At 62.7% G+C, this 25,614-nt stretch carries 22 protein-coding genes; 10 read left to right on the forward strand and 12 right to left on the reverse strand.

The window, feature by feature from the left end:
* Positions 1–418 precede the first annotated feature (418 nt).
* The 3 genes from ELS24_RS17610 to ELS24_RS31335 are packed head-to-tail and all read left to right on the forward strand — an operon-like array spanning position 419 to position 5,425.
* A complete protein-coding gene (locus tag ELS24_RS17610; RefSeq protein ID WP_127184879.1) occupies positions 419–1,360 on the forward strand; it encodes a DUF4123 domain-containing protein in 942 nt (313 codons plus the stop codon).
* 3 nt (positions 1,361–1,363) lie between these two features.
* Complete coding sequence (locus ELS24_RS17615; protein WP_127184880.1) at positions 1,364–4,528, forward strand: T6SS effector BTH_I2691 family protein; 3,165 nt, start codon at positions 1,364–1,366, stop codon at positions 4,526–4,528.
* A gap of 21 nt (positions 4,529–4,549) precedes the next feature.
* Positions 4,550–5,425, forward strand: a complete 876-nt coding sequence (locus ELS24_RS31335; RefSeq protein WP_240669329.1) for a DUF6708 domain-containing protein — start codon at positions 4,550–4,552, stop codon at positions 5,423–5,425.
* 311 nt (positions 5,426–5,736) lie between these two features.
* Here the strand turns inward: ELS24_RS31335 and ELS24_RS17625 are convergent, their stop codons facing one another.
* Entirely contained in the window at positions 5,737–6,006 is a 270-nt protein-coding gene (locus ELS24_RS17625; protein WP_050449531.1) for a hypothetical protein, read from the reverse strand.
* Between the two features lie 175 nt (positions 6,007–6,181).
* Between ELS24_RS17625 and ELS24_RS17630 the strand changes: the two genes are divergently transcribed.
* Positions 6,182–6,772 carry a BPSL1445 family SYLF domain-containing lipoprotein gene (locus ELS24_RS17630; RefSeq protein ID WP_050449529.1) on the forward strand — a complete coding sequence of 197 codons (591 nt, stop codon included), beginning with the start codon at positions 6,182–6,184 and terminating at the stop codon, positions 6,770–6,772.
* Positions 6,773–6,861: 89 nt separating this feature from the next.
* Here ELS24_RS17630 and ELS24_RS17635 read toward each other — a convergent pair whose 3' ends face one another.
* A complete protein-coding gene (locus ELS24_RS17635) occupies positions 6,862–7,503 on the reverse strand; it encodes a glutathione S-transferase family protein (protein WP_050449528.1) in 642 nt (213 codons plus the stop codon).
* A 223-nt stretch (positions 7,504–7,726) separates the two neighbouring features.
* On the opposite strand from ELS24_RS17635, the gene ELS24_RS17640 reads away from it, so the two are divergent.
* The 4 genes from ELS24_RS17640 to ELS24_RS17655 all read left to right on the forward strand — a co-directional run bounded on the left by ELS24_RS17640 (position 7,727) and on the right by ELS24_RS17655 (position 11,656).
* Positions 7,727–8,344 (forward strand): hypothetical protein, encoded by a 618-nt coding sequence (locus tag ELS24_RS17640; RefSeq protein ID WP_230696054.1) that lies wholly within the window; start codon positions 7,727–7,729, stop codon positions 8,342–8,344.
* A gap of 78 nt (positions 8,345–8,422) precedes the next feature.
* Positions 8,423–8,905, forward strand: coding sequence for a nucleoside deaminase (locus tag ELS24_RS17645; RefSeq protein WP_127184881.1), 483 nt, complete (start codon positions 8,423–8,425; stop codon positions 8,903–8,905).
* A 63-nt stretch (positions 8,906–8,968) separates the two neighbouring features.
* Positions 8,969–9,439: a hypothetical protein gene (locus tag ELS24_RS17650; protein WP_127184882.1), complete on the forward strand. Its 471-nt coding sequence runs from the start codon at positions 8,969–8,971 to the stop codon at positions 9,437–9,439.
* Between the two features lie 96 nt (positions 9,440–9,535).
* Positions 9,536–11,656 (forward strand): DUF4034 domain-containing protein, encoded by a 2,121-nt coding sequence (locus tag ELS24_RS17655; RefSeq protein ID WP_127184883.1) that lies wholly within the window; start codon positions 9,536–9,538, stop codon positions 11,654–11,656.
* Positions 11,657–11,672: 16 nt separating this feature from the next.
* Here the strand turns inward: ELS24_RS17655 and ELS24_RS17660 are convergent, their stop codons facing one another.
* Positions 11,673–12,293 (reverse strand): TetR/AcrR family transcriptional regulator, encoded by a 621-nt coding sequence (locus ELS24_RS17660; protein WP_050449524.1) that lies wholly within the window; start codon positions 12,291–12,293, stop codon positions 11,673–11,675.
* Positions 12,294–12,551: 258 nt separating this feature from the next.
* Here ELS24_RS17660 and ELS24_RS17665 point away from each other — a divergent pair, with 258 nt between their 5' ends.
* Both ELS24_RS17665 and ELS24_RS17670 read left to right on the forward strand, forming a co-directional pair.
* Positions 12,552–13,697, forward strand: coding sequence for an MFS transporter (locus tag ELS24_RS17665; RefSeq protein WP_127186380.1), 1,146 nt, complete (start codon positions 12,552–12,554; stop codon positions 13,695–13,697).
* A 171-nt stretch (positions 13,698–13,868) separates the two neighbouring features.
* A complete protein-coding gene (locus ELS24_RS17670; protein ID WP_127184884.1) occupies positions 13,869–15,170 on the forward strand; it encodes a UDP-N-acetylglucosamine 1-carboxyvinyltransferase in 1,302 nt (433 codons plus the stop codon).
* A gap of 48 nt (positions 15,171–15,218) precedes the next feature.
* On the opposite strand, the gene ELS24_RS17675 is transcribed toward ELS24_RS17670, so the two are convergent.
* From ELS24_RS17675 to ELS24_RS17715, 9 genes are all read right to left on the reverse strand, one after another.
* A complete protein-coding gene (locus tag ELS24_RS17675) occupies positions 15,219–16,517 on the reverse strand; it encodes an acyl-CoA thioester hydrolase/BAAT C-terminal domain-containing protein (protein WP_127184885.1) in 1,299 nt (432 codons plus the stop codon).
* A 9-nt stretch (positions 16,518–16,526) separates the two neighbouring features.
* A complete protein-coding gene (locus ELS24_RS17680) occupies positions 16,527–17,555 on the reverse strand; it encodes a Bug family tripartite tricarboxylate transporter substrate binding protein (protein WP_050449520.1) in 1,029 nt (342 codons plus the stop codon).
* Positions 17,556–17,725: 170 nt separating this feature from the next.
* The gene (locus ELS24_RS17685; RefSeq protein ID WP_050449518.1) at positions 17,726–19,387 is read right to left on the reverse strand and encodes a TRAP transporter large permease; all 1,662 of its coding nucleotides are present in this window, start codon (positions 19,385–19,387) and stop codon (positions 17,726–17,728) included.
* 2 nt (positions 19,388–19,389) lie between these two features.
* Positions 19,390–20,052, reverse strand: a complete 663-nt coding sequence (locus tag ELS24_RS17690; RefSeq protein WP_050449517.1) for a TRAP transporter small permease subunit — start codon at positions 20,050–20,052, stop codon at positions 19,390–19,392.
* Positions 20,053–20,174: 122 nt separating this feature from the next.
* On the reverse strand, positions 20,175–21,269 hold the full coding sequence (locus ELS24_RS17695; protein WP_050449516.1) for a TRAP transporter substrate-binding protein: 1,095 nt from the start codon (positions 21,267–21,269) through the stop codon (positions 20,175–20,177).
* Between the two features lie 320 nt (positions 21,270–21,589).
* Positions 21,590–22,186 carry a lipocalin family protein gene (locus ELS24_RS17700; protein ID WP_127184886.1) on the reverse strand — a complete coding sequence of 199 codons (597 nt, stop codon included), beginning with the start codon at positions 22,184–22,186 and terminating at the stop codon, positions 21,590–21,592.
* A gap of 62 nt (positions 22,187–22,248) precedes the next feature.
* On the reverse strand, positions 22,249–23,334 hold the full coding sequence (locus tag ELS24_RS17705) for an SAM-dependent methyltransferase (protein WP_127186381.1): 1,086 nt from the start codon (positions 23,332–23,334) through the stop codon (positions 22,249–22,251).
* A complete protein-coding gene (locus tag ELS24_RS17710; RefSeq protein WP_127184887.1) occupies positions 23,334–24,149 on the reverse strand; it encodes a DUF1295 domain-containing protein in 816 nt (271 codons plus the stop codon). The genes ELS24_RS17705 and ELS24_RS17710 overlap by 1 nt, the downstream gene beginning before the upstream one ends.
* Complete coding sequence (locus ELS24_RS17715; RefSeq protein WP_127184888.1) at positions 24,146–25,474, reverse strand: SAM-dependent methyltransferase; 1,329 nt, start codon at positions 25,472–25,474, stop codon at positions 24,146–24,148. The genes ELS24_RS17710 and ELS24_RS17715 overlap by 4 nt, the downstream gene beginning before the upstream one ends.
* Between the last annotated feature and the right edge of the window lie 140 nt (positions 25,475–25,614).

Below are 25,614 nucleotides of genomic sequence, written 5' to 3' on the forward strand. Positions count from 1 at the left end.
ATTGCTGCGCTGATCACCGCGTCGATTATTGCGGTGATTACCGCGCCGCTGACCTAGTGGGCCAGATTTGACCTGATCGGGCCAAATATGACTCGCCCTAAGCCGTTGATAACGCAGCGGATATTTTTTATCGGGTCAAATCTGGCCCAATTCTTCGTAAAAACACGGTTTTTTTAGGCGTTTGACGCGGTGCGCGCGTCGACACGCCACGCCACAAAAACACAAGCCATTGATCGCAAAGGGATATTTTCCCGGCGACCGCACGTGGCACGGATATTGCATTAGCCCTGGTAGCGCTTCTTTTTAGAGAAAGCACCCAGCCCCTTCGGCTGCGCTTTGCCACCAGGACACCGCCAATAACCGCCATGAAGCAACCTATGCTTTGCCGCCGCTTGATCGCTGACCGAAGAACGCCGCCATGACCACCTACGCGGCCCTGCTTTCCCGGTCCAGAATCGCCGACCAAGGCTTCTATCTCTTGGTCGATCCGCTGGCCGATTTCGACGAAGATCACGCCTTGCATCCCGACAATTTGCTGGCACGGTTTGCGACCGATGCCGTCGAACCTGTGTTGCGCGCGGACCTGACGCATGACCTCTCCGCCTGCCCAAGGCTGATCACCCTGGCGAATGCCGGGCAGACCTTGGACGAGGACTATCTGCGCATGACGGTGAACGTGGCGCTGGCCGAGCCCATCGGCGGTAAACGCCTGATTTGCGGTTGGCTAAGCAGCCCGTCGCCGCTGACGGTGGTGGCGGAACACCTGGCGCAACGCTGTCTGGTTGCCGAGCAGAACGCGCAACGTGTCGTGCCGTTCTTTGAGCCCTTGCGTCTGGAACTGTTGGCCGTCAGCCTGCGCGACAGCATCGGGCCATGGCTGTGGCCGATCAGCCAATGGATCGTGCCCAGCAGCGGCGGGCGCTTGCTGCACCTTAGCGGCAACGGCAATGCGCACGCGCCATCGTTAGGTGTCGCAGAAATCTCCGCACAGTATCTGGCGCCGATGGTGGGCAGTGTTCTCTCCGCTTGGCAGCAATTGACCACACAGCCCATGCGCGCTGACCTGCACGCACTGGCGCCGTTGCTAAGCGAGACGCCTGGCCCCGGCATCCACGCCGCGGCCAAGGTGTTGGCGCACTTGCGGCGCAGCTATGCGCTTGGTTTGCGTGGCGCGCACGACCGTATGACATTTGCCCTGCAGCATTTGACCGTCAATCCGCATCTGGAAGCCCATCCGCGTATTCAGCAGCGCATACAGGAAGCCGCCGCCGGCAAAACGTCCTTGGAGGATGCATTCGGCGCGCTGGACCGTGCCGAATGGCACGACGTACTCGCCACCTTGACCCGCACTCGGAGCTGATTCATGGATACCTTTACCAATCAGATCCGCGTGGCGCTGCAAGAAGCCTCTGCGGTGCCGGCCGGCGCATGCCGGACCTGCGAACGGGGCGGCATGCCCATCATGCTGCTGCGCGAAGCGCCCTTGCCGCCGTCGTCTCCGTTCAACCCCGATCAAGACCGCCCTGGCATCGATATCCAATCGGGCAAGTACCGCGTGCTGCGTCAAGGCTATGTGTATGTGCTGCTGGATCAAGAAATCTGGCATGCGTACCAAGTCAGCGCGGATGGTTATCTGCGTCAGTACGATCCCTACCGTATGCCCAAGGGCACGGCCAAGCCGCTGTCCAAAGCCTGCACGGCGGTCGGGCATGACGTGCGCGCTTCGTTTATTCATCTGGACACCAAGGTCTACAAGGAAGCGTGGATCGCGTTCTCGCAAGACCGATGGCCCGAGCAGGTACTGCACGCCTACAAAGCACAGCGGGCGCCTTCAACCCGGTTTCTGAAAGTCGATTTGGCGACGCTACGCGACACGCCCAACACGCTGTTGCATGGCCTCAACTATGCGGACGGATTCCTGACCGACCACGTATGGGAATACCGCTACGACGGTCACGACTTCGGTAGCCGACACGCCGTTCAACTGCGCACCCATCGCATCGTGCCACTGAATGAGTACGTCGACAGCGCCAGGAAAACGCAAAGCTTGCCCCAAGGCGTACCGGTATTGGCCTTACCCGACCCCGTCGGCGCGGTGCTGGAATTCAATCAACAACGCCATATTCTGATTCAAGAACGCCTGGCATGGGCCAGCAATGCTGAACGGCAATATCTGCTGTTCACCTCGGCGGCGTTGGTGCAGATCAAAGAACTGGAAAAGACTTGGGCGCAAGCGCAAGCGGTGGAAGAAGTCAAGAAAGAAATCGAATACCGCAAACAACATAATGACCACCCGGTGTTGGGCATGCGCGCGTACTTACCGCCGGTGGATGTACCGCGTGAAACGGAGAAAGCCGCCAAGCGCATCACGGCGGATTATCACAAGCGCCTGGAACAACGCTATAGCGAGCCGCGCCGCAAACAGTTTCAAGACGCGCATGACAAAGAATGGCAACGTCGACAGGGGTTGATCGACGTTGTGGGCAAGCGCTATGCAGCATGGCTGTTGTCTGACGCCTGGCAGCGGATTGCGCAACACGACTACTCGGCGGACGATTCCTATTCGGCGGCAGGCTATACCAAGATGGTGGCGGCGTGCCTGGACGGCGGCCCCAGCGAAACACCGCCAGACACCGGCGGTGAACTGGGTCCCACGCAGAAGCTGTGGAAGGCGTTGCTGGAGGATCCGAACAGCATCTTGTACAAGGCGCTGCTGGCGAAGAACGCAAGCCTGCTCGCGGGACTGCGTCCGACTTTTACGGAAGGGTTTCAGGCGAATGATTCGGGCAAGCTGTATGCCGCGATCAAAGATCTGATGATGTCTCAGGAAGGCGAGATTTTCCTACGCAGCACCGTCAAGGAAGCCGTTGGCCAGTTGCAAGGCGCGATGACCAACGCGATGTTGGCGATGGAAGCGCGGGTGCAAGAGCAGCTTGTACCCGTAGCCGCCACCGTACATCAAGCCGCCCTGCTGCTGTGCGAACGCGTCCAGCTTTTGCGCGTGGAAATCGAACTGACGCTTGGTGAATATCAGGATTTGCTGACCAAGCAAATGCGCCAAGGGTTCGACGAGGCGGTACGTGAAACCGGCAAGCAGGCCCGCGCGCTGATTTTCAGCGGCATGCTCACCCTGCCCGGCCCGGCTCAGAACCAGATATTCAAAGCCACTTTCTGGATTGCGGATACGGCTGCAGGGCTGAAAGAAAAACTGAGCGTAGTGTCCAACGCTACAGCCAACGCCCTAGACGGCAGTTGGCGCAGCCTGGAGGTGGCCGTGGGTAGCTTGGAGCCCGGCGCTATTGCGATTGCGGGACAGCTAAAGACGACCGCCTTGGATGCGAAGCTGCTAGCGCACACCGCTTTGGTAGGCATGCGCGGATTCGCCAACCTGGAGTTGGTGCTGTCTATGGGGGCATTGTTCTTTCAGCAAGACGGGCTGACCCGAAGTTTGCAGGACCTGGACCGGGTGATGGGCGCGCAGTATCCGGAAGCCGTCGCGGGCGTAGCTGCGAGCGCGGTCGGAGTAATGGGCGTTGGGATAGAGGCGACCGGCGTGGGCATCCGAAGCGTGGCGCAAGCGTTGCAGAAAGCAGGTATCGCAGAAGCGCGTGCGGTGAACGCGCTGACGCTGGGGAAAGGACTGATTCGATTTGGAGGGGTGACGAGTGCGCTGTCGGGAGTGGTTGAGGGAGTGCAATTTGGGTTTGCGGCCTCGCGTACGCATAGATCGGGAGATGCCGACTCACGCAACCGTTATTTAGCTGCCAGTGGTCTATCCATACTTTCAGGCTTCGCAGGGGCGTACGTTGCTCTATCTGGGGCGTCATCACTTCTGGGCCCCCTTGGATGGGCTATTGCTTTTGGCCTGCTTGCCTACACCGCATCTGCATGCGCAAGGCGCAACCAGTCAACCTCTATCGAGCAATGGACTCGCCGGTGTTATTTTGGGAATCATGACGAAATCCCATCCATCTGGTGGAACGCGGCTAAAACCATTATTAATATTCCCCCACACGCTAGCGAAGAAATAGCTATCGAAAAGTCAGGTGCTGCCAATGCGGATAAAGACACTGCTATTGGGGCTCTGAATGCAGCTCTAATAGGGCTAATAATAGATTTTGAATTTAATTTCCGCCCCCGATCGTCGCTAGCCCCGATGGGCGCTTCGGGCATCACGTGGGGAACAACGCTTGACTATAGCGTCGAACTACCAAGGTGGACGTCGGAGCAATCAGGCTACGCGATGTACCTAGCGTTAAAGCGGCACACGCCTGCGCAAATAGTAGTCGCGGAGCAGCACAATTCTAAAGCAATCGCGAAACTGTCAGTCACTCCCAAGCGCCCTGGGCACCAAATCGACGGCAACGCCACTCGTCAGCCGACAATAGCCTCACCATTAATAGCCGGGTCAATTTTGATTGACCTCGGCGAGGAAGAGATTGAGTCCGCCACGCTGCACGTCAAATACTGGCCGAACGTCGAGGATACGAGCGTATATGGAGAAATTACGGCCATTGCATTCCGGTAGCTTCGTTTGATCGGGGTGCATATGAAATTTTTATCTTTTACGAGGCCAGCATTGATCCAAAAAAACAAATATTCGCCCAGCACCGAACCTCTCCTCGTGCCGCCACATCGTGGCTGGGTCCGAGACTTGGCTGAACCTGATAGCTGCGCTCCGACGCTCATCAGTATCGAAGAAGTGCCGGTCATTAATTCCATGAACGGTGTCTATCTAGAAGTAAATAGAAAGCCTCGAAAAATGCGAGGCCTATTACTTGCATTATCTATATTCGGCATAGCGTGGTTAATTTTCGCTATTCCATTACTAATTTCACCCGGAATGAAAATATTGAACTTGCTTGAGATCTCGGCAGTTGTCGCCGCAATGCTGTGGTGGACTATTTTCATGATACGGGTTGACACCGCGCCCCCTCGGGACGAGCCCATCCGCTTCAATCGTTTGCGCCGCAAGGCATTTGTTTATAGTTTCCGTTTCCTCTGGTGGAACCCGTTCGCTCGCTGGTACGTCACCACGAAATCCTACAACTGGGCGGACCTGCGCGCTGAAGTCTGGCGCCAACGCGGTGCTACCGCGCAAGGCGGCTTGATCATCACCTGGGGCGTATCCATAGCCGTCATCAAACCAGGCACAAACGAAGTCATCGACCGCTTTCCGCTGAGCGTGGGACAAGACGAAGGCAGCTCTTGGGACTATGTCTGCGCTTATATGCAGCACGGCCCCGAAGCCTTGCCGCCGGTCGAAAGATTCAACGATCCCAATGAAGTTCCTTCCTACAACCTTGCGCTACGCCTAGCTCCTAAAGTCCGCTGGCCAGAGCAAATGGATGCAGAGTCGCGCAGTGGGCCTGAAGACAGCCCAGTAGTTGTGCAAGCCGAGCACGAAGGACGGATCGAGAAATGAAACGCAGAAGTCCTTTGTTTGATAGGCCACATCCTGGATGGCAGGAAGATCAGCCCGGTGTCTGGCGACGACGAGGTGCTACGCCGAATGGCGGCCTGATCATCACTTGGGGCGTATCGATCGCCGTGATCAAGCCTGGCACAAACAAGGTCGTCGCGCGATGCCCCTTGAGCCGAGTCGCGTAGCGCCAGCATGGCCACCGACGTCTCCTTCAAGGCGGTCCCCTGCAACCCCCTGTGCCCTTCTTGACGTTCTCGCGCATGTCTTCGACGCTGGCGCGACGTTGCCCGCAAGGCCAACATCAAGCTGGACTAAGCCGATACCTCGCCGCCGCAATGCCGGCAAACCCGCGCGTCGCGCAAAATCCGCCCGGCGCAGTGCGGGCATTCCGTATGGGTCGGCAGCACCGGTTCACGCGCATGGGCTGACCGGTCGGCAATGGCAAACAAAAACGCGCCGGCCAAGGGCGGGCTGATCAGGCAGGCCAGTATCGTCCAGCCGATGCGCTTGCGGCCCCGGCCGGCGGCCAAGCCGCCCACCACCAGGGCCAGGACGATCCAAAGGAGAATAAGCAGAAACATATTGCGATGGTAAACCGCGATAGCCTGCCGCGACGCGCTATCCGTGGCTTTCAAGGTCAGCGATCAGACTTAGTCCCGCGCCCAAATTTTTCCCAAAACCCGCTTCTTAAGCCCGCACCAACGCCATCAACAAGAGTAATCTGCAAATTCGCCTGCAACCAAAAAGGAAGCGCATATGAATAAGATCTCTTCTACATGGCGTAGGACCACGGTGGCGGTGACGCTAGGCGTGGCGAGTGTGATGTTCGCGGGTTGCACAACAACCACCCCCGCCGACAAGGCCACGTCGGCCGAGAAGCGGCAAGAGCTGAACGCCGCCGCCAACGCCACGCTGACCAAGCTGTACGAGGGCTCGCCGCAATCCAGGCAGTTGGTGGAACGCGCGCGCGGCGTGCTGGTATTTCCGGACGTGCTTAGCGCCAGCTTCATCGTCGGCGCCCAACACGGCACCGGGGTGCTGCGGGTGAAAGGGCAAGACACGGGCTACTACAGCATCAGTGGCGGGTCGATCGGCTTTCAAGCCGGCGCCCAATCCAAAGCCATGGTGCTGTTGTTCATGACGGATGACGCCCTTGCCAAGTTCCGCGCCAGCAGCGGTTGGACCATCGGCGCCGACGCCTCCGTGGCCGTGGCCAATGTGGGTGCCAACGGCAGTATTGATTCCAATACCGCCCAGCAACCTATCGTGGGCTTTGTGCTGAACAACGGCGGCTTGATGGCCGGTGTGTCGGTGGACGGCAACAAGATATCGCCGACAACGCTGTAATCCTCTGCCCTTCGGGACCGGCTGGACGCTGCTTCACAGCATGGGCCGGTCCCCACATCCTGACCTCGGCGCGGCGCTGCCGCCCGCCTTCAGGACAACATAGGCGCCATCTCCGGGTCGCCTTTTTTCATGGCATGGCGATACGCATCGCGCGCGCCGATGCGCTGTAGGTACGTCAGAATGTTCTTATACGGCGACAAGTCGTAGGGATAGAACAGGCGCATCGTCGTCAGCGAAAACACAACAATGATGTCGGCGGCGGTCAAGACATTGCCGGCCAGGTAATCGGTCTTGCCCAACTGTTTGTCGACCATCGCCAAGGCCTGCTGGCGCCTCGCATCGGCGAATTGCACGGCGGGTTTGTCGGCGGGCACTTCGGCTCGGGCCAGCACCATGCAGCGCATCAGGCTGGGTTGCAGCGAGCCGTTGGCGAAGTGGAACCAATACAGGTAGTTGGCATAGTCCGGGCTGGTGGGCGGCACCGTCAGGCGGCCGTCGCCGTAGCGGGTCAACAGGTATTCCACGATGGCGGTGGACTCGGCCAACACCACGTCGCCGTCGGTAATGATGGGCGCCGTGCCCAGCGGGTGCAGCGCCTTGTATTCAGGCGGGGCCAGCCGTGTGACCGGATCGCGGTCATAGACCTTCAGGTTGTACGGGATGGCAAGTTCCTCGCACAGCCACACGATGCGTTCGGATTGCGATTTTCCCAGATGATGCACGGTCAGCATGAGCTTCCTTTATAGGTGCGCCGGCGTGGGTACGCCTGCGCGTCGACTTCGCCACTCTACGCCGCTTTGCCGCATCGGATAGCCCACGGTGTCCACTCGGACACCGCCCTTTACGGATAGATACATAACGCCGGTAATCAGCAATTACCAAATGCAATCCGCGTGCTAATTTAAGCGCCCGTGGCCGCCCTTGCCCGTGGCGGACGTTCTTAGCCAACCATTCATGACCATGCAAAACACGCCTGATCGCGACTTGAACACCGCTCCGCACCGCACGCAAAGCACGCGCACGCGGCTTTCCCGGATTCTTCCCCTGGCGTTCGGGCTGGCGTTGGCCGCGGCTTCGCCGATGCAGGCGGCGCAAGCTGAAACCATCCGCGCCCACGGCCCTGCGCAGCAAGCGGCCCAGCAGCAAGCAGCCCCACAACAGGCAACCCCGCAGGCGGGTTCAACGGGACTGGCCCCGGTCACCAAGACCGAAATCAAAAGCCAGACCGCCTACGAACGCCTGATGAACAACAGCGGCGTCAGCGTGCAGTGGCTGTGGTCGGCCGAACGTGGCCACCTGAATGCGAAGGACGTGAACGACGTCGTGCGCATCGATGGCACGCAGGCCAATTTTGAAGGCACGTTGAAAATCAACGGTGAAATCGTGTCGATCGACAAAGACCGCTTCACCTTTCGCGGCACGATCCTGATTCTTGACGCCCCCGACAAAGGCCGCCGTTGCGAACGCACGGGCGACTACGAGTTTCGGGCCACCGGCAAGCGCAAATACTGGCGCCTGCAGCAAATGGAAAGCTGCGACCGTCTGACGGATTACGTGGATATTTTTTATTGATTGGGGATGTGGGCCACACGTTAGGATGCTGCATTGAGATCCGCGCAGGCACCGCATCCCCCACTAGGAGACCCCCACATGATCAACGACCTAGACAAAAAACACCTTACCCGCTGCATCGAGCTGGCCAAGCGCGCGTTGGAGCTGGGCGATCAGCCCTTTGGCTCCGTGCTGGTGTCCGCCAATGGCGAGGTGCTGTTCGAAGACCATAACCACGTCTCGGGCGGCGACCACACCCAGCATCCGGAATTTGAAATTGCCCGTTGGGCGGCCAACCACGTGCCGGCAGCCGAGCGCGCGTCGTGCACCGTCTACACCTCGGGTGAGCACTGCGCGATGTGTTCGGCGGCGCATGGCTGGGTGGGGCTGGGGCGCATTGTGTATGCGGCGTCTTCGAAGCAGTATGCGCAGTGGATGCGGGAATGGGGCGTGGCGCCGTCTCGCGTAAAAACGTTGGCGATTCAAGACGTTATCGATGGGGTGACGGTTGATGGCCCCGTGCCGGAGTTTGCGGAGCAGATCAAGCTGCTGCATGAAGAGAACGTGCGGCGCCGGGCGTAGCTTCTGCCGTAGGTTTTATCCCGACACAGAATCGCTATCCGAACCACGACAGGATTTCCCGGCATGCCCTCGAACAGCATTAAATGGATTGTCAGCATCGTCTTCGGACTGATCATCGGCAGGGTCGGCTATGGCGTGCTGCTGCCGGTTTTCATGGCATTGAGCCCGGGCGAGCAAGGCGCCGCCTTGGCGGATTCCAACACGATGATCGTGGCCGGTCTGGTCGTCTGGCTTGTCGTCACCGTCATCGCCAGCGTCATGCTGGCGCGCATTCCCAACCTGCGCCGCTTGATCGGTTGGGGTTGCGTCGTGCTGGGCGTGGCCTTGGTGCTGACCATTCCCGCCACCTTGCTGACCATGGACGCCGGTACGCAGAACGCCTCCGCCGCGGATACGCGCGATGCCAATACTGCCCTCTTCTTCTGGGCGCTTATTTTCGGCCTGCCTTATGTTGGCGGCGGGCTGGCGCTGACGATTCTGGGCACGGTACTGGTGCGCAAGAACCCCGTCACCAAAGACCCGGTCCTTAACTAATCCCCGAATCTGCCGTTGTTAGAACATTGCGGCCCCCGCATGCGCCATGCGCAGCCGGCATGGGTTCGCCTTTCCTTGAACCCACCTGCGTAGCGCATGACCTCATCCCCCAACACCATCGACACCCATCTCGCGCGTCGCGCGGAAATTCGGCAACTGCTGCAAAGCGGCCAGTTTGATGAACTGGACGCCATCCTGGAACCCGCCGCCTTGCGGTGGCTGGACAGCAAGGGAGAGTCCTTCGGGTACCGGTGGTTGTTGGATGAAATCCGCGACCCGCAACTGTCTGCCGCCGACAACCTAGCCCGCCTGCGCGCATGGCGTGACGCGCGGCCCGCGTCGTATCACGCGCATCTTGCCTACGGCAACCAGTGGGAGATCATTGCCGGCACCATCCGCACCAGCAACACCGCCGACTACGTGGACGATGAGCAATGGGTGGGCGCGATGATGGCGCGCGACCATGCCGTGGCCGCATTCCTGCAAGCCATGGCCTTGCACGAGCGGCCGGCGGTGGCCGTGCAGCGGACCATGCGGGTCTGCGCGTACCTGGGTGAACCTGAATGGCTGGCGGGCTTGGCCACCGCCGCACCGGCCACGCCCCAGGCTTCGCTCCAACTTTCACCCCAGGCGTCGCACGACGCGCTACAGGCGCACTGGCCCGCCGAGGTCTGGGAACAAGGCCTGAACCTGCTGGCCGAACACAGCGGCATGGGCCTGGCCGACCTGCCCGCCTCATTGCCACCCGGCCTGCCCGCGCGCCAGGCCAGCGACAACGACGATCCCAAGACCTATTGGCTGCGCACCGCGCTTGCCCTGCGTCCGAATGATGTGGGCGCGCTGAGCGCGTACCTGTACTTCCTGTATCCGCGTTGGGGCGGCAGCCACGCCGCAATGGACGCCTTCATCAACGGCCCCGTATGCGCAGGCCTGACCGAGGCCGAGCGCGATGAGCTGCGGTTCCATAAGGAATTCGATTACCTGGGCTACACCGCCTTTCATCCGGAACCGGATGACGACGAGCAGATCGACGTGTTCCTCCAGGCGTTCGAGCAATGGCTGACCTTGCAGCTTTCCGCCGAGCAACGCGCCGTGGCCCTGTGCCACTACGCCAACTTCGAAACCATGCGTGCGCGCCACGTTGACGACGACGGCGAGGTGCATTGGGATGCCGCACTGCTGCAACACGCCTACGCATTGCTGACGCAGGCCTGCGCAACGGCGCCCGCCGATGTCGACCTGACGGACGAGGCTTATCCCGGCACGCTGTTCACGTTGCAGGCGTGCCTGTGGTTCAAGGGCATGCCCGACACGCAGGGCTTGTTCCGCCAGATTCTGCTGCGCGGTGCGCGCTGGGGGGATGATGTGGAAGCCGTGTTGCTGGCGGCCGTGGGCAGCCAGTTTGGCCTGTTCGGCTTGCAGGCGGGTGAGCTTGATACCCAGGCGCTGCTGGAACGCGGCTTTGCGCTGGACCGCGAGGCCCGCGAGTTCAACCTGCCGCAGTTGGGCCGCAACCTGTGGGGCGACGTATCGCCCGACGCCGCGTTGTTCCTGTGGCAGGAAGGCGCCGCGCGTGGGCGCTCGGATGCGCTGATGTCGCTAAGCGAACTGTATGCGGGCAAGATCGACGCCGACTACGACGGCATCGACAAGACCGCCGCACGCGATTGGCTGACGCGCGCCGCCGAAGCCGGCCATCTGGTGGCCCGCAACAACCTGGCCTATGCCGCCATCGACGAAGGCCGCGACATTCCAACGGGCGAATACCAGACGTACCGGCTCTGGCTGGAAAACAACTGGCACGTAGCCGATCGCGGCTCCCGCATGGAAGCGATGGCCGCCCGCAACCTGAGCTGGCTGATGCTGATGCACAGCGGGTCGGATGAAGACCAGCGCACCGCCCTGGACCGTGTATTGCCCTGGCTGTGGGACCAAAGCGATGACGGCGACCGCGAAACCGCCGCGCGCAGCTACGCCATCGCGTTCATGGAAGGCCGCGGCTGCGAGCCCAATGCCTATCTGGCCAAGGTGTGGATTGCGCGCGCCTGCGCGCTGTCGCCCGACAATGAATACTTGCAGCGCTTAAGCGGCGAAATCAATGACGCCAGTGGCTGGTTTGGTGGCTGGCGCTTGCGGCGGCGCATGGAACAGGCCCGCGCACGCGTGGACGCGCGGGGTCGCGAGCTGACGTTTGGACGGGGTGAAACGGACGCCTGAGCCTTAGTTTGTTCGCTTAGCTTGCCGGCGCGCACGCCGCGTCCCATTGCAGCATCAGTTGCGTAATCGCGGCGTCGAACACGGGGTACCGCACGCCGTCCCGGGCCGCGAGCGACACGCCCAACAGAAAGCTGTTGAACAAGGTACCCAGCACTTTGGCGTCCGTCGTCGCCACAAGCTCGCCGCTGGCAATGCCGCGTTCCACGCAGCGGATGAAGCCAGAATGCGTGCGCTGGCGCGATGCCGCCAAGGGCTTGGCGACGGCGGCATGTTCAGGGGTGGGCGCACTCATGACGCCCAGCGCCACCATGCAGCCTTTGGGGTGAGTGCGCTCGCACTGCATCTTCGCCGACCGGCGCAGCGCCAGTTCTATGGCGGTTCTGGGGGGAATATTGTCATCCCACAGGCTATCGTTCACGCGTGCGTAGGTGTCCAGATAGCGTTGAACGGCTTCCGCATACAGCGCCTCTTTCGACCCGAACGCCGCATAAAAACTGGGCGCTGAAATACCCCCGCCGATCCCGGCCTTCAACTGGCTGAGCGAAGTCGATTCGTAGCCCTGCTCCCAAAACAGATGCAACGCCTGGTCGATCGCCTGCTCGCGGTCAAACGCGCGCGGCCTGCCCATTTGCGCCATTACGGTCTCCCTATTGTCGAACGCGACATCAATACTAATCGATACAAAAGTCGTTGACAACGCGAAAGCGTCCGACCTACATTTGTACTGATCGGTATATAAAGCAGCCAATCTTTGCGCTCATCCACCGCGCATGGCTCGCCGCGTATATCGATCCGGCTACCTCTACCAAAGGACTTTTGCGTGAATCACTCAACAACTTCAACCGGGCAGCCCGCGTCTGACCGCCTGCCTGTCTCCGCGCTGCTGGCGCTGGCCATGACCGGCTTTCTTTGCATCGTTACCGAAACCCTGCCCGCCGGGCTGTTGCCGCAGATCAGCGCCGGCCTGGATGTCAGCCAGGCCTTGGCCGGGCAGACGGTGACGGCTTATGCGCTGGGTTCTTTGCTGGCGGCCATTCCGCTGACGATCGCCACCCGTGGCTGGCGCCGCCGCAACGTGTTGCTGATGACGATCATCGGCTTTCTTCTCTTCAATTCCGCCACGGCGCTATCAACAAACTACGGGCTGACCTTGGTGGTGCGCTTCTTCGCGGGCATGGCGGCGGGGCTGGCCTGGAGCTTGCTGGCAGGCTACGCGCGGCGCATGGTCGCCCCCTGGCAACAAGGGCGCGCGATGGCGTTGGCAATGGTGGGCACGCCGATCGCGCTGTCTCTTGGTGTGCCGCTGGGCACGTTGCTGGGGGCCACGGTGGGATGGCGCGTGGCGTTCTGGATCATGTCAGCGTTGACGCTGGGGCTGGTCGTCTGGGTGCTGGCCAAGGTGCCTGACTACCCGGGGCAGTCCGCCCATGAACGCATGCCGCTGCACCGCGTCTTCACAACGCCGGGGGTGCGGCCCGTGCTGGCGGTCGTGGTGGCGTGGATGCTGGCGCACAACATTCTGTACACCTACATTGCCCCCTTTGTGGCCCCCGCCGGCTTGTCCGAACGGGTGGACCTGGTGCTGCTGGTCTTTGGCATGGCAGCGCTTGCCGGCATCTGGATCACGGGCAAATTGGTCGACCACCATTTGCGCCTGACGGTGCTGGCTAGCCTGACCGCTTTCGCCGCCACGGCGTTGGTCTTCGCCCTGGCGCCAGCCAACCCCGCCGTGATCTACCTGGGCGTGGCGGTCTGGGGCATCAGCTTCGGCGGGGCCGCCACCTTGTTGCAAACGGCGTTGGCCGATGCGGCCGGTAGCGGCGCAGACGTCGCGCTGTCGATGAACGTGGTGGCGTGGAATGGCGCGATCGCCGGCGCCGGCGTGGCGGGTGGCATGCTGCTTGAGGCCTGGGGCGTAGGGGCGTTTCCGTGGGCGCTGCTTGTGCTGATCGCCCTGGCGTTCGCGATGGCGTGGTCGGCGCGCGCGCATGCGTTCCGGCCCGGATTACGGACCTCGGGCATGGCGGCCGTGGGGCATTGACCCGCGCAACGCGCACATAGTTGCGTAATGCCACGGGGCCCGTGAACCCTGGACCGCCAAGCCACTTGCAGTTTGAAACGTTTCATCACCGGGCCACCCGTCCCCGTCAGGCGACAACAGTACAATTCCCGCCACTTCCCGCTACCCGTACGCAACCCGTCCGCCTTCCCCATGTCCAGCCTCATCGTCCACGGTGGCACGCCCCTGCGCGGCCGCATCATTCCTTCGGCCAACAAGAATGCCGTGCTGCCCATACTGTGCGCCACGCTCTTGACCGACCAGCCCTTGACGCTGCACGGCGTGCCGGACATTACCGATGTGCGCAAGATTCTAGACATCTTCCGCACGCTGGGCAGTGACGTGAAACTGGACGAATCCACGCGCACGCTGAACCTGCATCACCGCAACACCACGTTCGACGCCACGCAGCACCGGCTGCCCGAAGAGATGCGCTCGTCGATCATGCTGGTGCCGCCGCTGTTGGCGCGCTTCGGGATCGCGCGGCTTGAAGACAACGTCAAGGGTTGCACGCTGGGCGTGCGCGAGATTGATCCGCACGTGGATATCTTCCGCTCGTTCGGCGGCGAAGTGGAACGCGCCAGCGGGTCTTTGCTGGTGCGCAGCAGCGGCACGCTGAAAGCCACGCATCACTGGCTGGATTACGCCTCGGTCACCACCACCGAGAACTTCGTGCTGTGCGCGGCGGCGGCCGAAGGGGAATCGTCATTGACCAATGCGGCGTCCGAGCCGCACGTGCAGGAATTTTGCCGCTTTATGGCGATGATGGGCGCCGACATTGATGGCATCGGCACATCGCGCCTGACGGTGCGCGGCGGTGCGCGGCTAGGTGGCGGCGAATTCACCTTTGAAGAAGACTTCCACGAGATCACGACCTTCCTCGCGCTGGGCGCGATCACGGGCGGTGATGTGGTGGTGCGCAACCGCACGCCGGGCAACTTCCCGCTGATCGACCGCACCTTCGCCAAGTTTGGCGTCACGATCGAGCACAAGGACGGTTGGTCGCGCGCGTTGCGTTCCGGTCCGCTGAAGGTGCAGACGCCCTTCACCAGCAACGTGCTGACCAAGGTGGAAGCCGCGCCCTGGCCGTACTTTCCGGTGGACCTGCTGCCGATCTTCATTGCGCTGGGCGTGTGCGCCGAGGGCAATGCGATGTTCTGGAACAAGGTCTACGACGGCGCGCTGGGCTGGACGGGCGAGCTGACGAAGTTCGGCGCGCACGTGTTCTCGTCGGACCCGCACCGCGTGGTGACCTTCGGCGGCATGCCGCTGACGCCGGCCGTGGTGGAAAGCCCCTACATCATCCGCGTGGCGATCGCGCTGTTCATGGTGGCCAGCAGCATCAAGGGCCGCTCGGAAATCCACAACGCGACGCCGATCCGCCGTGCGCATCCGCAGTTCGTGGAAAACCTGCGCAGCCTGGGCGTGCAGGTCGAATGGACTAGCGAAGAATAAGGAAGGGCGTACCGGCGGCGGGCGTACCCGCGGCCGGCGCACCGGCGATCAGCCGGATACCCCCGCCGCGCGGTTCAAGAATTCCAGCACCGCCAGATACGACCCCTCGTTGCCCGCCGCATTCGCGGCCGGCGTGCCGCCCGCGTCCAGCAGCAAGCCCGACATCGCATGCGGTTTGCTGATCAGCGTGGCGGGCAGATAGGGGTACTGCACGTGGTGCCCCGCCCCCATGCACACGTGGTGAAACGTGGGCAGGCCATGTGCCTGACGCTGGCGCATCACCATTTCGGAATACGCGGTGCTGGGCCAGAAGCCGTCGTCGGACGCGCTGATCAGCATGATCGGGCCGGGATAGTTTTCCACCGGAATGCGCGCGCGTTCAACGGCCGCGGCATCGCGCGTGGCACTCAGGAAAGCGTGGGTTTGCCGATACGGCGGCTCGGACGCATAGGCCGCTTCCCAGTCGGCGCTTGCGTTGTCTTGCCACAGATGCGGCAAGGGTTCGCCATTCTTGGTCCAGACCTGGGCGTTACGGCCGGTGCCGGGTGACCCCGCGCTGACCACGCCGTGCATGACGGGCGACGGCACGTAGGCGGCCACCGCGCTGACCAACTCGGGATACTGCGAGGCCACCAGCAAGGAGGTCTCGCCGCCCCGGCTGATGCCCGACAAGGCCACGAAACCATCGCGCGGCGCCAGCTCGGCGTGCGCCCAACGCAACGCGTGTTCGAAGTATTCCAGCGGCATGTCGTTCAGGTACTTGGGCCGGCCGTCGTAGTTGAAGATGGCAAGCGCCAGGCACTGGAAACCGCGCGCGGCGAACAGCGCGGCGCGTGGCGCGTTGACGCCGCCCGACGAGCCGTTCATGTAGATCACCAGCGGATGCGGGCCGGGTCCGGCGGGCGTATAGAGCTCGCCCGACACGGTCATGCCGCCGACCTGCTCACGCACCGCGCGATGCGTGACGCCCTCCTCCAAAAATTCCTGCACCAGCCGCGCCGACGCGCTGCGCACCCCGTCCGTGGCCTCGATCTGAATCACCAAGGGTTCGGTGCGGTCGGGCGGGAACACCACGCGGCTCATGTCCTCGCACACCATGGACCACACGATGCCCATGGCCGAAGGTTCGGCGTAGCTGCCTGACACGGGGCAGTCGCGGCCCAGGTCCAGGCTGCCGTCGTGCCCGGCCACGAACACGGCTTGCGAGCGCCACGGCGCACCGCACATCTGCATGCTGGCGGTGACGGTAATGAAGGCGTAGGCAGGAAAGCCGTCGATGCGAATGTCGCGAGCGACATCGATCAGGGCGAATTCCGGGGTGACGCTAATGCGGGCTAGGTCGGTCACGGGGTGTCCTCAGGCTTTCAGATCGGTCTTGGGCACGCCGTTGGCCTTGATGACCTGGGCCCACATGGCGGATTCGTCGGCGATGACTTTGTCCAGGTCCGCCGACGAGGTGAATTCCACGGCCACGCCCTGCTCGGCGAATTGCTGGATCAGGCCGGGGTCGCGCGTGCCTACGCGCACGGCGTTCTCCAGCACCTGCGCAACGTTCGCCGGCATGGCGGCTGGGCCGGAAATCATCATGCGCGTGTACAGCTCAAAGTCGTCGACACCGGCCTCTTTCATGGTGGGCACGTCGGGCAGGCTGGTCAGGCGCTTGTCGGCGGTGACGGCCAGCGCCACCAGCTTGCCCGACTTGATGTTGGGCAAGGCCGACGTGGGAAAGTCGAAGCTGCTTTGCACGGTGCCGGCCATCAGGTCCAGCAGCGCGGGGCCGCTGCCCTTGTAGGGCACGTCCTGGAATTGCGTGCCGGTCTTGGACTGGAAGTGCAGCAGCGCCAGATGGTTGATGATGCCGCGCCCCGCATGCGCGCAGGTGATGTCGCCGGGCTTTTTCTTGGCCAGCGCAATGAATTCCTGCACGTTTTTCACGCCCAGGTCGGGGTGCACGATCAACAGCATGGGCGACTTGCCCATGGAACCCAGTTGCTTGAAATCAGACGGTTGGTAAGGCAGGTTGTTGTACAGCAAGGGATTCAGAATCATTCCGTTGGTGCCGGCAAAGCCCAATGTGTAGCCGTCGGGTTCGGCCCGCGCCACTGCCACGGTAGCGATGATGGCTTGTCCGCCCGGCCGGTTTTCCACCACAACGTTGTGCTTGAGCGTCTTGCCCATGCGTTCGGCCAAGGCACGGGCGGCGATGTCGGTCAGGCCGCCCGGGGCAAAGCCCACCAGCAGGCGCACCGGCCGCGTCGGAAACGTGTTCTGCGCCCAGGCTGGGCGCGAGGTCAGCGCGGTCAGCGCAGTCACCGCACTAAGGGAAGTCAGGGACGCGGGCAGCGCGGCAAGCGCGGCCAAGGCATGGCGGCGGGACAATCTCATGGGGTTCTCCGGCAAGGCGCACAGGCCGCGCGCCGAACGGCGGCGGTCACCGTGCCGGTATTCTGTATTCAATCTTGTGCCGCCACCATTTAGGGAAATCCCGAAAGCACGCGAAAAAAATGCCGGCATCGCTGCCGGCATTTGCTTTCCTAGGTTTCTTGCGGGGTGCGCTACTTGAAGTCCGCCCCCGGATCACCACCGCCATAGGTGCTGGTGCCGTAGGACGTATCCACCTCGATCTTCACCTTGCTGGCGTCAACCTTGGCTTCGTCGCTCTTGTAGTGCATGACCAGGCCCGGGAACGCCAGCACCGCCGCCACCATGGTCAGCTGGATGATGATGAACGGGATGGAGCCGCGGTAGATCTGGCCCGTGGTAACGGGTTCGATCATCTTGCCCGTGACCTTGTCCTTGTATCGGTCCTTGGGCGCGACCGATCTTAAGTAGAACAGCGCAAACCCGAATGGCGGATGCATGAACGAAGTCTGCATGTTTACCGCCAGCAGCACGCCGAACCAGATCAGGTCGATGCCCAGCTTGTCGGCCACCGGACCCAGCAACGGCACGATGATGAAGGCCAGTTCAAAGAAGTCCAGGAAGAAGGCCAGCACGAAGGTCAGCACGCTGACGGCAATCAGGAAGCCCATTTCACCGCCGGGCAGGCTGACCAGCAGGTGTTCCACCCACAGGTCGCCGTTGACGCCACGGAAGGTCAGGCCGAACACCGTGGAGCCCACCAGGATGAACACCACGAAGGTGGACAGCTTGGTGGTGGTGTCCATGGCCTGCTTCATCAGCTTCAGCGTCAGCCGGCCGCGGATCATGGCCATGAGGATGGCGCCCACGGCACCCATGGCGCCGCCTTCGGTGGGCGTCGCCACGCCGATGAAGATCGTGCCCAGCACCAGGAAGATCAGGAACAGCGGCGGGATCATCACGAAGGTGACGCGTTCGGCCAGGGCCGACAGCATGCCGATCTTGAAGACCTTGTTGACGCCCGCAATGATGAAGGCGGTCAGGCCCCAGATCAGCAGCGACAGCACGATCTGCTCGTCCACCGGCGCCGTATCGGCTTCGATGTACTGCCCGACGAAGTACGCGGACAGCGCCGAGATCACCATCAGCACCAGCAGCGAACGCCCGCCGCGCGTGCCGTTGGCTTCTTGGAAAGAACGTGCCTCTTCCGGCAGCGCGGGTGCCGAGTCGGGCTTCAGGTACGACTTGATGATGACGAACGCCACATAGGTGCCCGCCAGCAGGAAGCCGGGCACGATGGCGCCACGGTACATGTCGCCGATGGAACGGCCCAACTGGTCGGCCAGGATGATCAGCACCAGCGACGGCGGGATGATCTGCGACAGCGTGCCGGACGCGGCGATGATGCCGCTGGCCAGCCTGCGGTCGTAGCCGTAGCGCAGCATGATGGGCAGGGAAATCAGGCCCATGGAAATCACCGAGGCCGACACCACGCCCGTGGTGGCCGCCAGCATGGCGCCCACGAAAACGACGGCAATCGCCAGGCCGCCGCGCACGGTGCCGAACAATTGGCCGATGGTTTCCAGCAGGTCCTCGGCCATGCCTGATCTTTCAAGCACCAGCCCCATCAAGGTAAAGAATGGCACCGCCAACAAGGTGTCGTTGGAGATGATGCCGAAGATGCGTTGCGGCAGCGCCTGGAACAGCGCGGCGTTCAAGAGGCCCAGTTCAATGCCGATCAGTGCGAAAAGTATGCCGTTGGCCGCCAGCGCGAAGGCCACGGGAAAGCCCATCAGCAGGAACACCACCAAGGTGGCGAACATGATGGGGGCCATGTTTGCAGTCAAGAATTCCATGGTCAGCGTCCGTCCTGTCCGTTCTGGCCGCGGGCGCCGTCTGGCTTGTTCCCGCCTTGCGCCGCCAGGGCGCGTTCTTCGCGCAGGCGCGCCTCTTCGGCGATTTCCAGCGCCAGGGCTTCTTCAGCGGAAATTTCGGAGGGTCGCGCGCCGGGGTCGGGGCACTTGCCCATCAGGAAACCCACGCACTTGATCAGGTGCGACAAGCCGGCCAGCACCAGCAAGGCGAAGCCGACCGGAATCAGCAGCTTGACGGGCCAGCGCACCAGGCCACCGGTATTGGACGACTGCTCGTTGGTCAGGAACGAATCCATGAACACGGGCCACGACAGGTAGGTGATGAGCAGGCAGGCGGGCATCAGGAAAAAGATGACGCCGAAAATGTCGATGTAGATCTGCTTGCGTCGCGACAGGCGGGACGACAGCACGTCCACACGCACGTGTTCGTTGCGCAGCAGCGTATAGCCGGCCGCCAAAAGGAAGATGGCGCCGAACAGGTACCACTGCAATTCCAGCCAGCCGTTGGAGCTGACCTCGAAGACCTTGCGCACAATGGCGTTGCCAGCGCTGACCACGACGACGACCAGCGTCAGCCACGTCACGCACCGGCCAACCACCGTGTTGATCGCATCGATCAAACGGGATAGGGCTAATAGGGCATTCATGTTGGATATCCGGACTGGCGCGGGGCTTGGCGCGCAGTCAATGTGCAACGAGAAGAGAGGAGAAAACCAGCAGGCGCGCGCGGATGCGGCACATCCACGCGCGCCGACACAATCAGGGTCGCTTACTTGCCGCGGTTGATCGTGCCCATGTAGCTGTCATAGCTGCCTTCAGCAACACGGAACCAGGGCAGTTCGTTGTCGCGGAAGTTCTTCATGCTTTCGTAGACCTTCTTGAACGCCGGGCTCTTGGCGCTCATTTCGTCGTACAGCTTGACCGATTCCGCAAAGCACGCGTCCATGACGGGCTTGGGGAACGATTGCAGCTTGGCGCCCTGGGCAATCAGGCGGCGCAGCGCGGCGGGGTTCTCGGCGTCGTACTTGGCGATCATGTCGTTGGTCGCCGCGGCCGATGCCTGCGCCAGGATGGCCTGGTAGTGCTTGGGCAGCTTGTTGTAGGCGTCCTGGTTGACGTAGAGCGACACTTGCAGCGTGCCTTCCCACCAGCCCGGGTAGTAGTAGTGCGGGGCCACCTTGTTGAAGCCCAGCTTTTCATCATCGTAGGGGCCGATCCATTCGGCCGCGTCGATGGTGCCCTTTTCCAGTGCCGGGTAGATGTCGCCGCCAGCGATCTGCTGCGGCACCACGCCCAGGCGCGACAACACGGCGCCCGCGAAGGCGCTGACGCGGAACTTCAGGCCCTTCAGGTCGTCCACCGTCTTGATTTCCTTGCGGAACCAGCCGCCCATCTGCGTGCCGGTATAGCCGCAGGGGAAATTGACGATGTTGTAGGCCTTGAAGACGTCGCGCAGCAGCGACAGGCCGTCGCCGTGGCGCATCCAGGAATTCATCTGGCGGGTGTTCAGGCCAAACGGCACGGCGGCGTCAAAGCTCAGGACCGGGTCCTTGCCGTAGTAGTAGTACGACGCGCTGTGGCCGCATTCGATCGTGCCGTTTTGCACGCCGTCCAGCACTTGCAGCGCCGGGACGATTTCGCCCGCCGGGAACACGCGGATGGAGAACTTGCCGCCAGTGGCTTCGGACACGTACTTGGCGACGCTTTCGCCGCCGGAATAGATGGCGTCGGCGCTACGGGGGAAGCTGGACGCCAGGCGCCAGTTCAGAGTGGGGGCCTCCTGGGCGATGACGGGCGCCGCCAGGGTGGCGCCGCCTGCTGCGGCCCCCAAGGTGGCTTTCTTCAAAAATGAACGGCGTTGCATGCAAGTCTCCCAACTTGGATAAAGTTTTTTTCCGGTCCCGGGGCGAATTGGTGGAGCCCCCAAGGCGCGATCCCGTGGGTAACAAATGGTCGCGCTTCATGAATTTGGCTGCGATGCTATCGGCAAATGATGCAAGGGGCGTAGCGGGAAAACCCTTGCCGTAAGCTTCGTGAAATCTTTCGCCTTCGTATAACTGGTATGACCAGCGGCGGCCTTGATGGCGCGCACCCTCTTTCTGTACTGGTATATGGGCCGGATCAGTCCTTTGACCCTTGCCGGGCGCTGAAATAAGCCGCCTCCGCTATATAACCAAAAAATATTTAGCGTGTGGCGCCGGCTGCATCTGGATACGTGCGCGGATCGGGTCCCTGCTCGGGCCATTGCTGAGGCACCTGGCGCAATTCCGCGGTGTCATAGCCCAGTTCGCGCACCTTATCCACCAGGCGGGCGTAGTCGGCCGGGGGCAAGCTGGGCGTGCGCGCCATGATCCAGACGTAGTCGCGCTTGCTGCGGCCGATGATGGTCTGCTGGTAGTCGTCGTCCAGATACGCGATGACGTATTCCGCCTGGATGGGCCAGATGAACTGCATGCCCCAGATGGCGTTGCCCGTGTCCGGCTCCACCGTGCCCACCGGGCGCATGGTTTTCAGCTTGGCGTCGAAGCCGCCGTGGCGATAACGGAAAGTGGTCTGGATGCGGCCATCGGGCAGCAAGGCGTAGGTTTCCACGGCGTTGTACGACTGGCGCTCTGGCCAGGTGGGAATGCCGGCAATCACATACCAGTCGCCCATGAAGCGCTTGATGTCGACGTTGTTGACGGGAGGCATCGGCGGCGGGCTGCTGCAACCGGCCAACGCGACAAGCGCGGCCAGCACCGCAAGTCCGGTCAATCCGGCAACAAGTTTGGTTTTCGGCATGGCGCCCTCCTCTGAGTCTGATTGCACTATTGAGTACGGTTGAGTACGGCCTTTGTCAGCGCTCAGTCCGGCCGCACGAAGCGGTAATGCGCCACCATCCACGCTTGCCCGTCCTGATAGCCGAACAGTTCGGCGCAGGCCATCCAGAACATGCGCCAGCGGTGGAACCACAAGCCGGCAAGCGGCGCGCCATAGGCTTGTTCCAACACCTGCATGATGTCTGCCCGCTTTTTGTCCTGGTTGGCCAGCCAGTGGTTGGCGGTGCGCTCGTAATGGCGGCCGTTGACCAGCCAGCGCGCCTGGATGCGCAGGTCGCGCTGGAACCACAGCAAGGTGTCCACCGACGGCATGATGCCGCCCGTGAAGAAATGCCGGCCCAGCCAATTGTCGGCGCCCTCGGTTTCGAACGGGTAAATCAGGCTGCGGTGCGCGAACAGGTGTACGAACAGCTTGCCGCCCGGCCGCAGCCACGACCCGATCCGCGCCAGCAGGTCCTGGTAGTTGCGCATGTGCTCGAACATTTCCACCGACACGCAGCGGTCGAATGCCGATGGTGGCAATTCCAGCGTGTTGACGTCGCAGGTGATGACTTCCACGTTCAGCAGCCCCCGCGCGCGGCATTGCGCCTGGATGTGCTGCCGCTGCGACGCGGAATTCGAAACCGCCGTAATGCGCGCCGAGGGATAGCGTTCGGCCATCCACAGCGTCAGGGATCCCCAGCCGCAGCCCAGTTCCAGAATGCGCTGGCCGTCCATCAGTTCGGCGCGCAGGCCAGTCAGTTCCAGCATGGCGGCTTCGGCCTGGTCCAGCGTTTCGCGGCCCGTGGGGTAGTAGCAGCCGGAATACTTCAGTTGCCGGCCCAGGCAGAGCTTGAAGAAGTCGGCTGGCAGCTCGTAGTGCTGCGCATTGGCGTCGTCGGTATGGATGGCGACGGGGCTGGTACGCAGCTCATCAATCAATAGCTGGTAGCGCCGCGCCTGTCCGGCGGGGCCGTCCGCTTGTTCCTCACGGAGGCGCTGGGCGCACAAGCGGCGGATGCCGTGGCGCATCAACGCGTCGGGCACCAGGCCGCGTTCGGCCAGGCCCAATAAGCCGGGCGCCGGCCGGTCGGCAGCCAGGCGGGTATCACTAAGCGTTGCGGTCGTCATCATTTGCCCTTTGCATTGACATGCGTTGAGCCCGTCGATTCCCGCTTGGGAAACCAGGGGAACAGCATCGGCGTGGTGCGCTGGTATTGGCGATAGTCGTCGCCCCGGGTGCGCAGCGCCTGCGCTTCGGTGTAGGGGATGCCGCTGATCCAGCGCAGGAATATGAACATGGCAATGGGACCCAGCCATGCCAACCAGGCCAGGTTGGAGCCCACGGCCAGCGCCACATAGCTGAACCAGTGCAGCCATTCGAAGAAATAATTGGGATGCCGCGAATAGCGCCACAGGCCTTGGCGGCAGGTGCGGCCACGGTTGGCCGGGTTGTCGCGGAAAGCGTCCAACTGCCGGTCGGCAATCGTTTCACCCGCCACGGCCACCACCCACACCAGCAGGCCCAGCCACACCCACGCCGTCATGCGCGGCACGGGGTTGGAAGCGACGGCGATGAAGGGCAGCGACATGAAGACGACCAGCCCCGCTTGGGCAAGGAAGAACAGCGCAAACTTGCCCTGGTGCCCATTCCAATGCGCCCGCAAGGCGCGGTAGCGGCCGTCTTCCTCGCCATGGCGCACGCGCCGCCAGATGTGCAGCGCCAGCCGGCCCGCCCACACGCCGCCCAGCACGGCCAGCAACACGCGCGGGATGGCGGCGCCCGGGCCGGTCAGGGCCAGCAGCACGGCGGCCAGCGCCATGCCCGACGCCCACATCGCGTCCACGATGCCCGCGTTGTGATGGCGCCCCTGCCAGCGCCAGCCCACGGTCATCAGCACCACGGCCACTGCCGCCACCATCAGGATTTGCATGCCGGGCGTCATGGCATGGTCCAGCGCGCGGTCGCCGGCTTGGCCCCGGGCCGCGCCAGCAGCAGATGCGACACGCCTATGGCGCGTTCCCGAAAGCCGCCTTCGCAATAGGCCAGATAGAACTCCCACAGGCGGATAAAGCGTTCGTCAAAACCTTGTGCGCGGACGGCGTCCAGTCGCGCCATGAACCGATGCCGCCACGCTTCCAGGGTGCGCGCGTAAGACAGGCCGAAGTCTTCCAGGTGCACCAGGCTTAGGTCGCTGACGCGCGTCTTGGCTTGCAGCATGGCCTGAATGGACGGCATGAAGCTGCCGGGGAAGATATGCCGCTTGATGAAGTCCACTGCCTTCAGCGCCTGCGCGTAGCGATGGTCTTCAATGGTGATGGCCTGGATCAGCGCCATGCCGTCCGGCTTGAGCAGTTCGCCCACCTTGGCGAAGTACGCCGGCAAGTAGGCGGCGCCGATGGCCTCGATCATTTCAATCGACACCAGCTTGTCGAACTGGCCGTGTAGGTCGCGATAGTCTTGCAGCAGCACGTCCACGCGGTATTGCAGGCCGGCGCGGCGAATGCGTTCGGTGGCCAGCGCGTGCTGTTCGCGCGAGATCGTGGTGGTGGTGACGCGGCAGCCGTAGTGGCGCGCGGCGTGCAGCGCAAAGCCGCCCCACCCCGTGCCAATCTCGACCACGTGCTGGCCGGGCCGCAGGTCCAGCTTGCGGCAGATAAGGTCCAGCTTGCGGGTGGAGGCCTGCTCCAGCGTGTCGTCCTCGCCCGCCCACAGCGCCGACGAATACATCATGTCGTCGGACAGGAACAGGCGGAAGAATTCATTGCCCAGGTCGTAGTGCGCGGCAATGTTGCGCCGGCTGCCCGCGCGCGTATTGCGGCGGCAGGCATGCAGCGCGCGCATCGCCATGCCGCCCAGCCGCGCCATGCCGCGTTCCATGCCGTCGAGCAGGTCGCGGTTGCGCACCAGCAGGCGGATCAGGCCGACAAGGTCATTGCAGTGCCAGTGGCCGTCGCCATAGGATTCGCCGCCGCCCACGCTGCCATGGCGGGCGATCGCGCCGTAGAACGCCGGGTCTTGCACCCGCAGCCGCAGAGGCCGGCCGGCTGTTGCGCCCTGCTCGCCCGGTTCGACGTTGCCTGGTTCGACGTTGCCCAGTTCGACGCTGCCCATTGCGTCGTCAATCAGCAGCCGCCCGCCCTGCAAATGCCCCAGTTGGTCCAGCAAGCGCCGACGCAGCAGGCGTTCGGTCAGAGACAGGGTCTGCGCGGCCTCGGGCACGCAGGCATCGTTGAGCGCCAGGCGTTCGGAGTCGGAGGGGGATCTCATCAGTCTTCTCCCGGTTAGGCGAATTGAGCGCGCGGGTTCCGATGGGCGTCAGAATTCCCGCATGCGCGCGTGGATGCCCTATATACGTACGCCCCGGCGAATTGGATTCACCAGGGAAAACCCGTAGTCGCACGCCCGAT

This window comes from Achromobacter spanius (genome assembly GCF_003994415.1).
Classification (GTDB): Bacteria; Pseudomonadota; Gammaproteobacteria; order Burkholderiales; family Burkholderiaceae_B; genus Achromobacter; species Achromobacter spanius_C.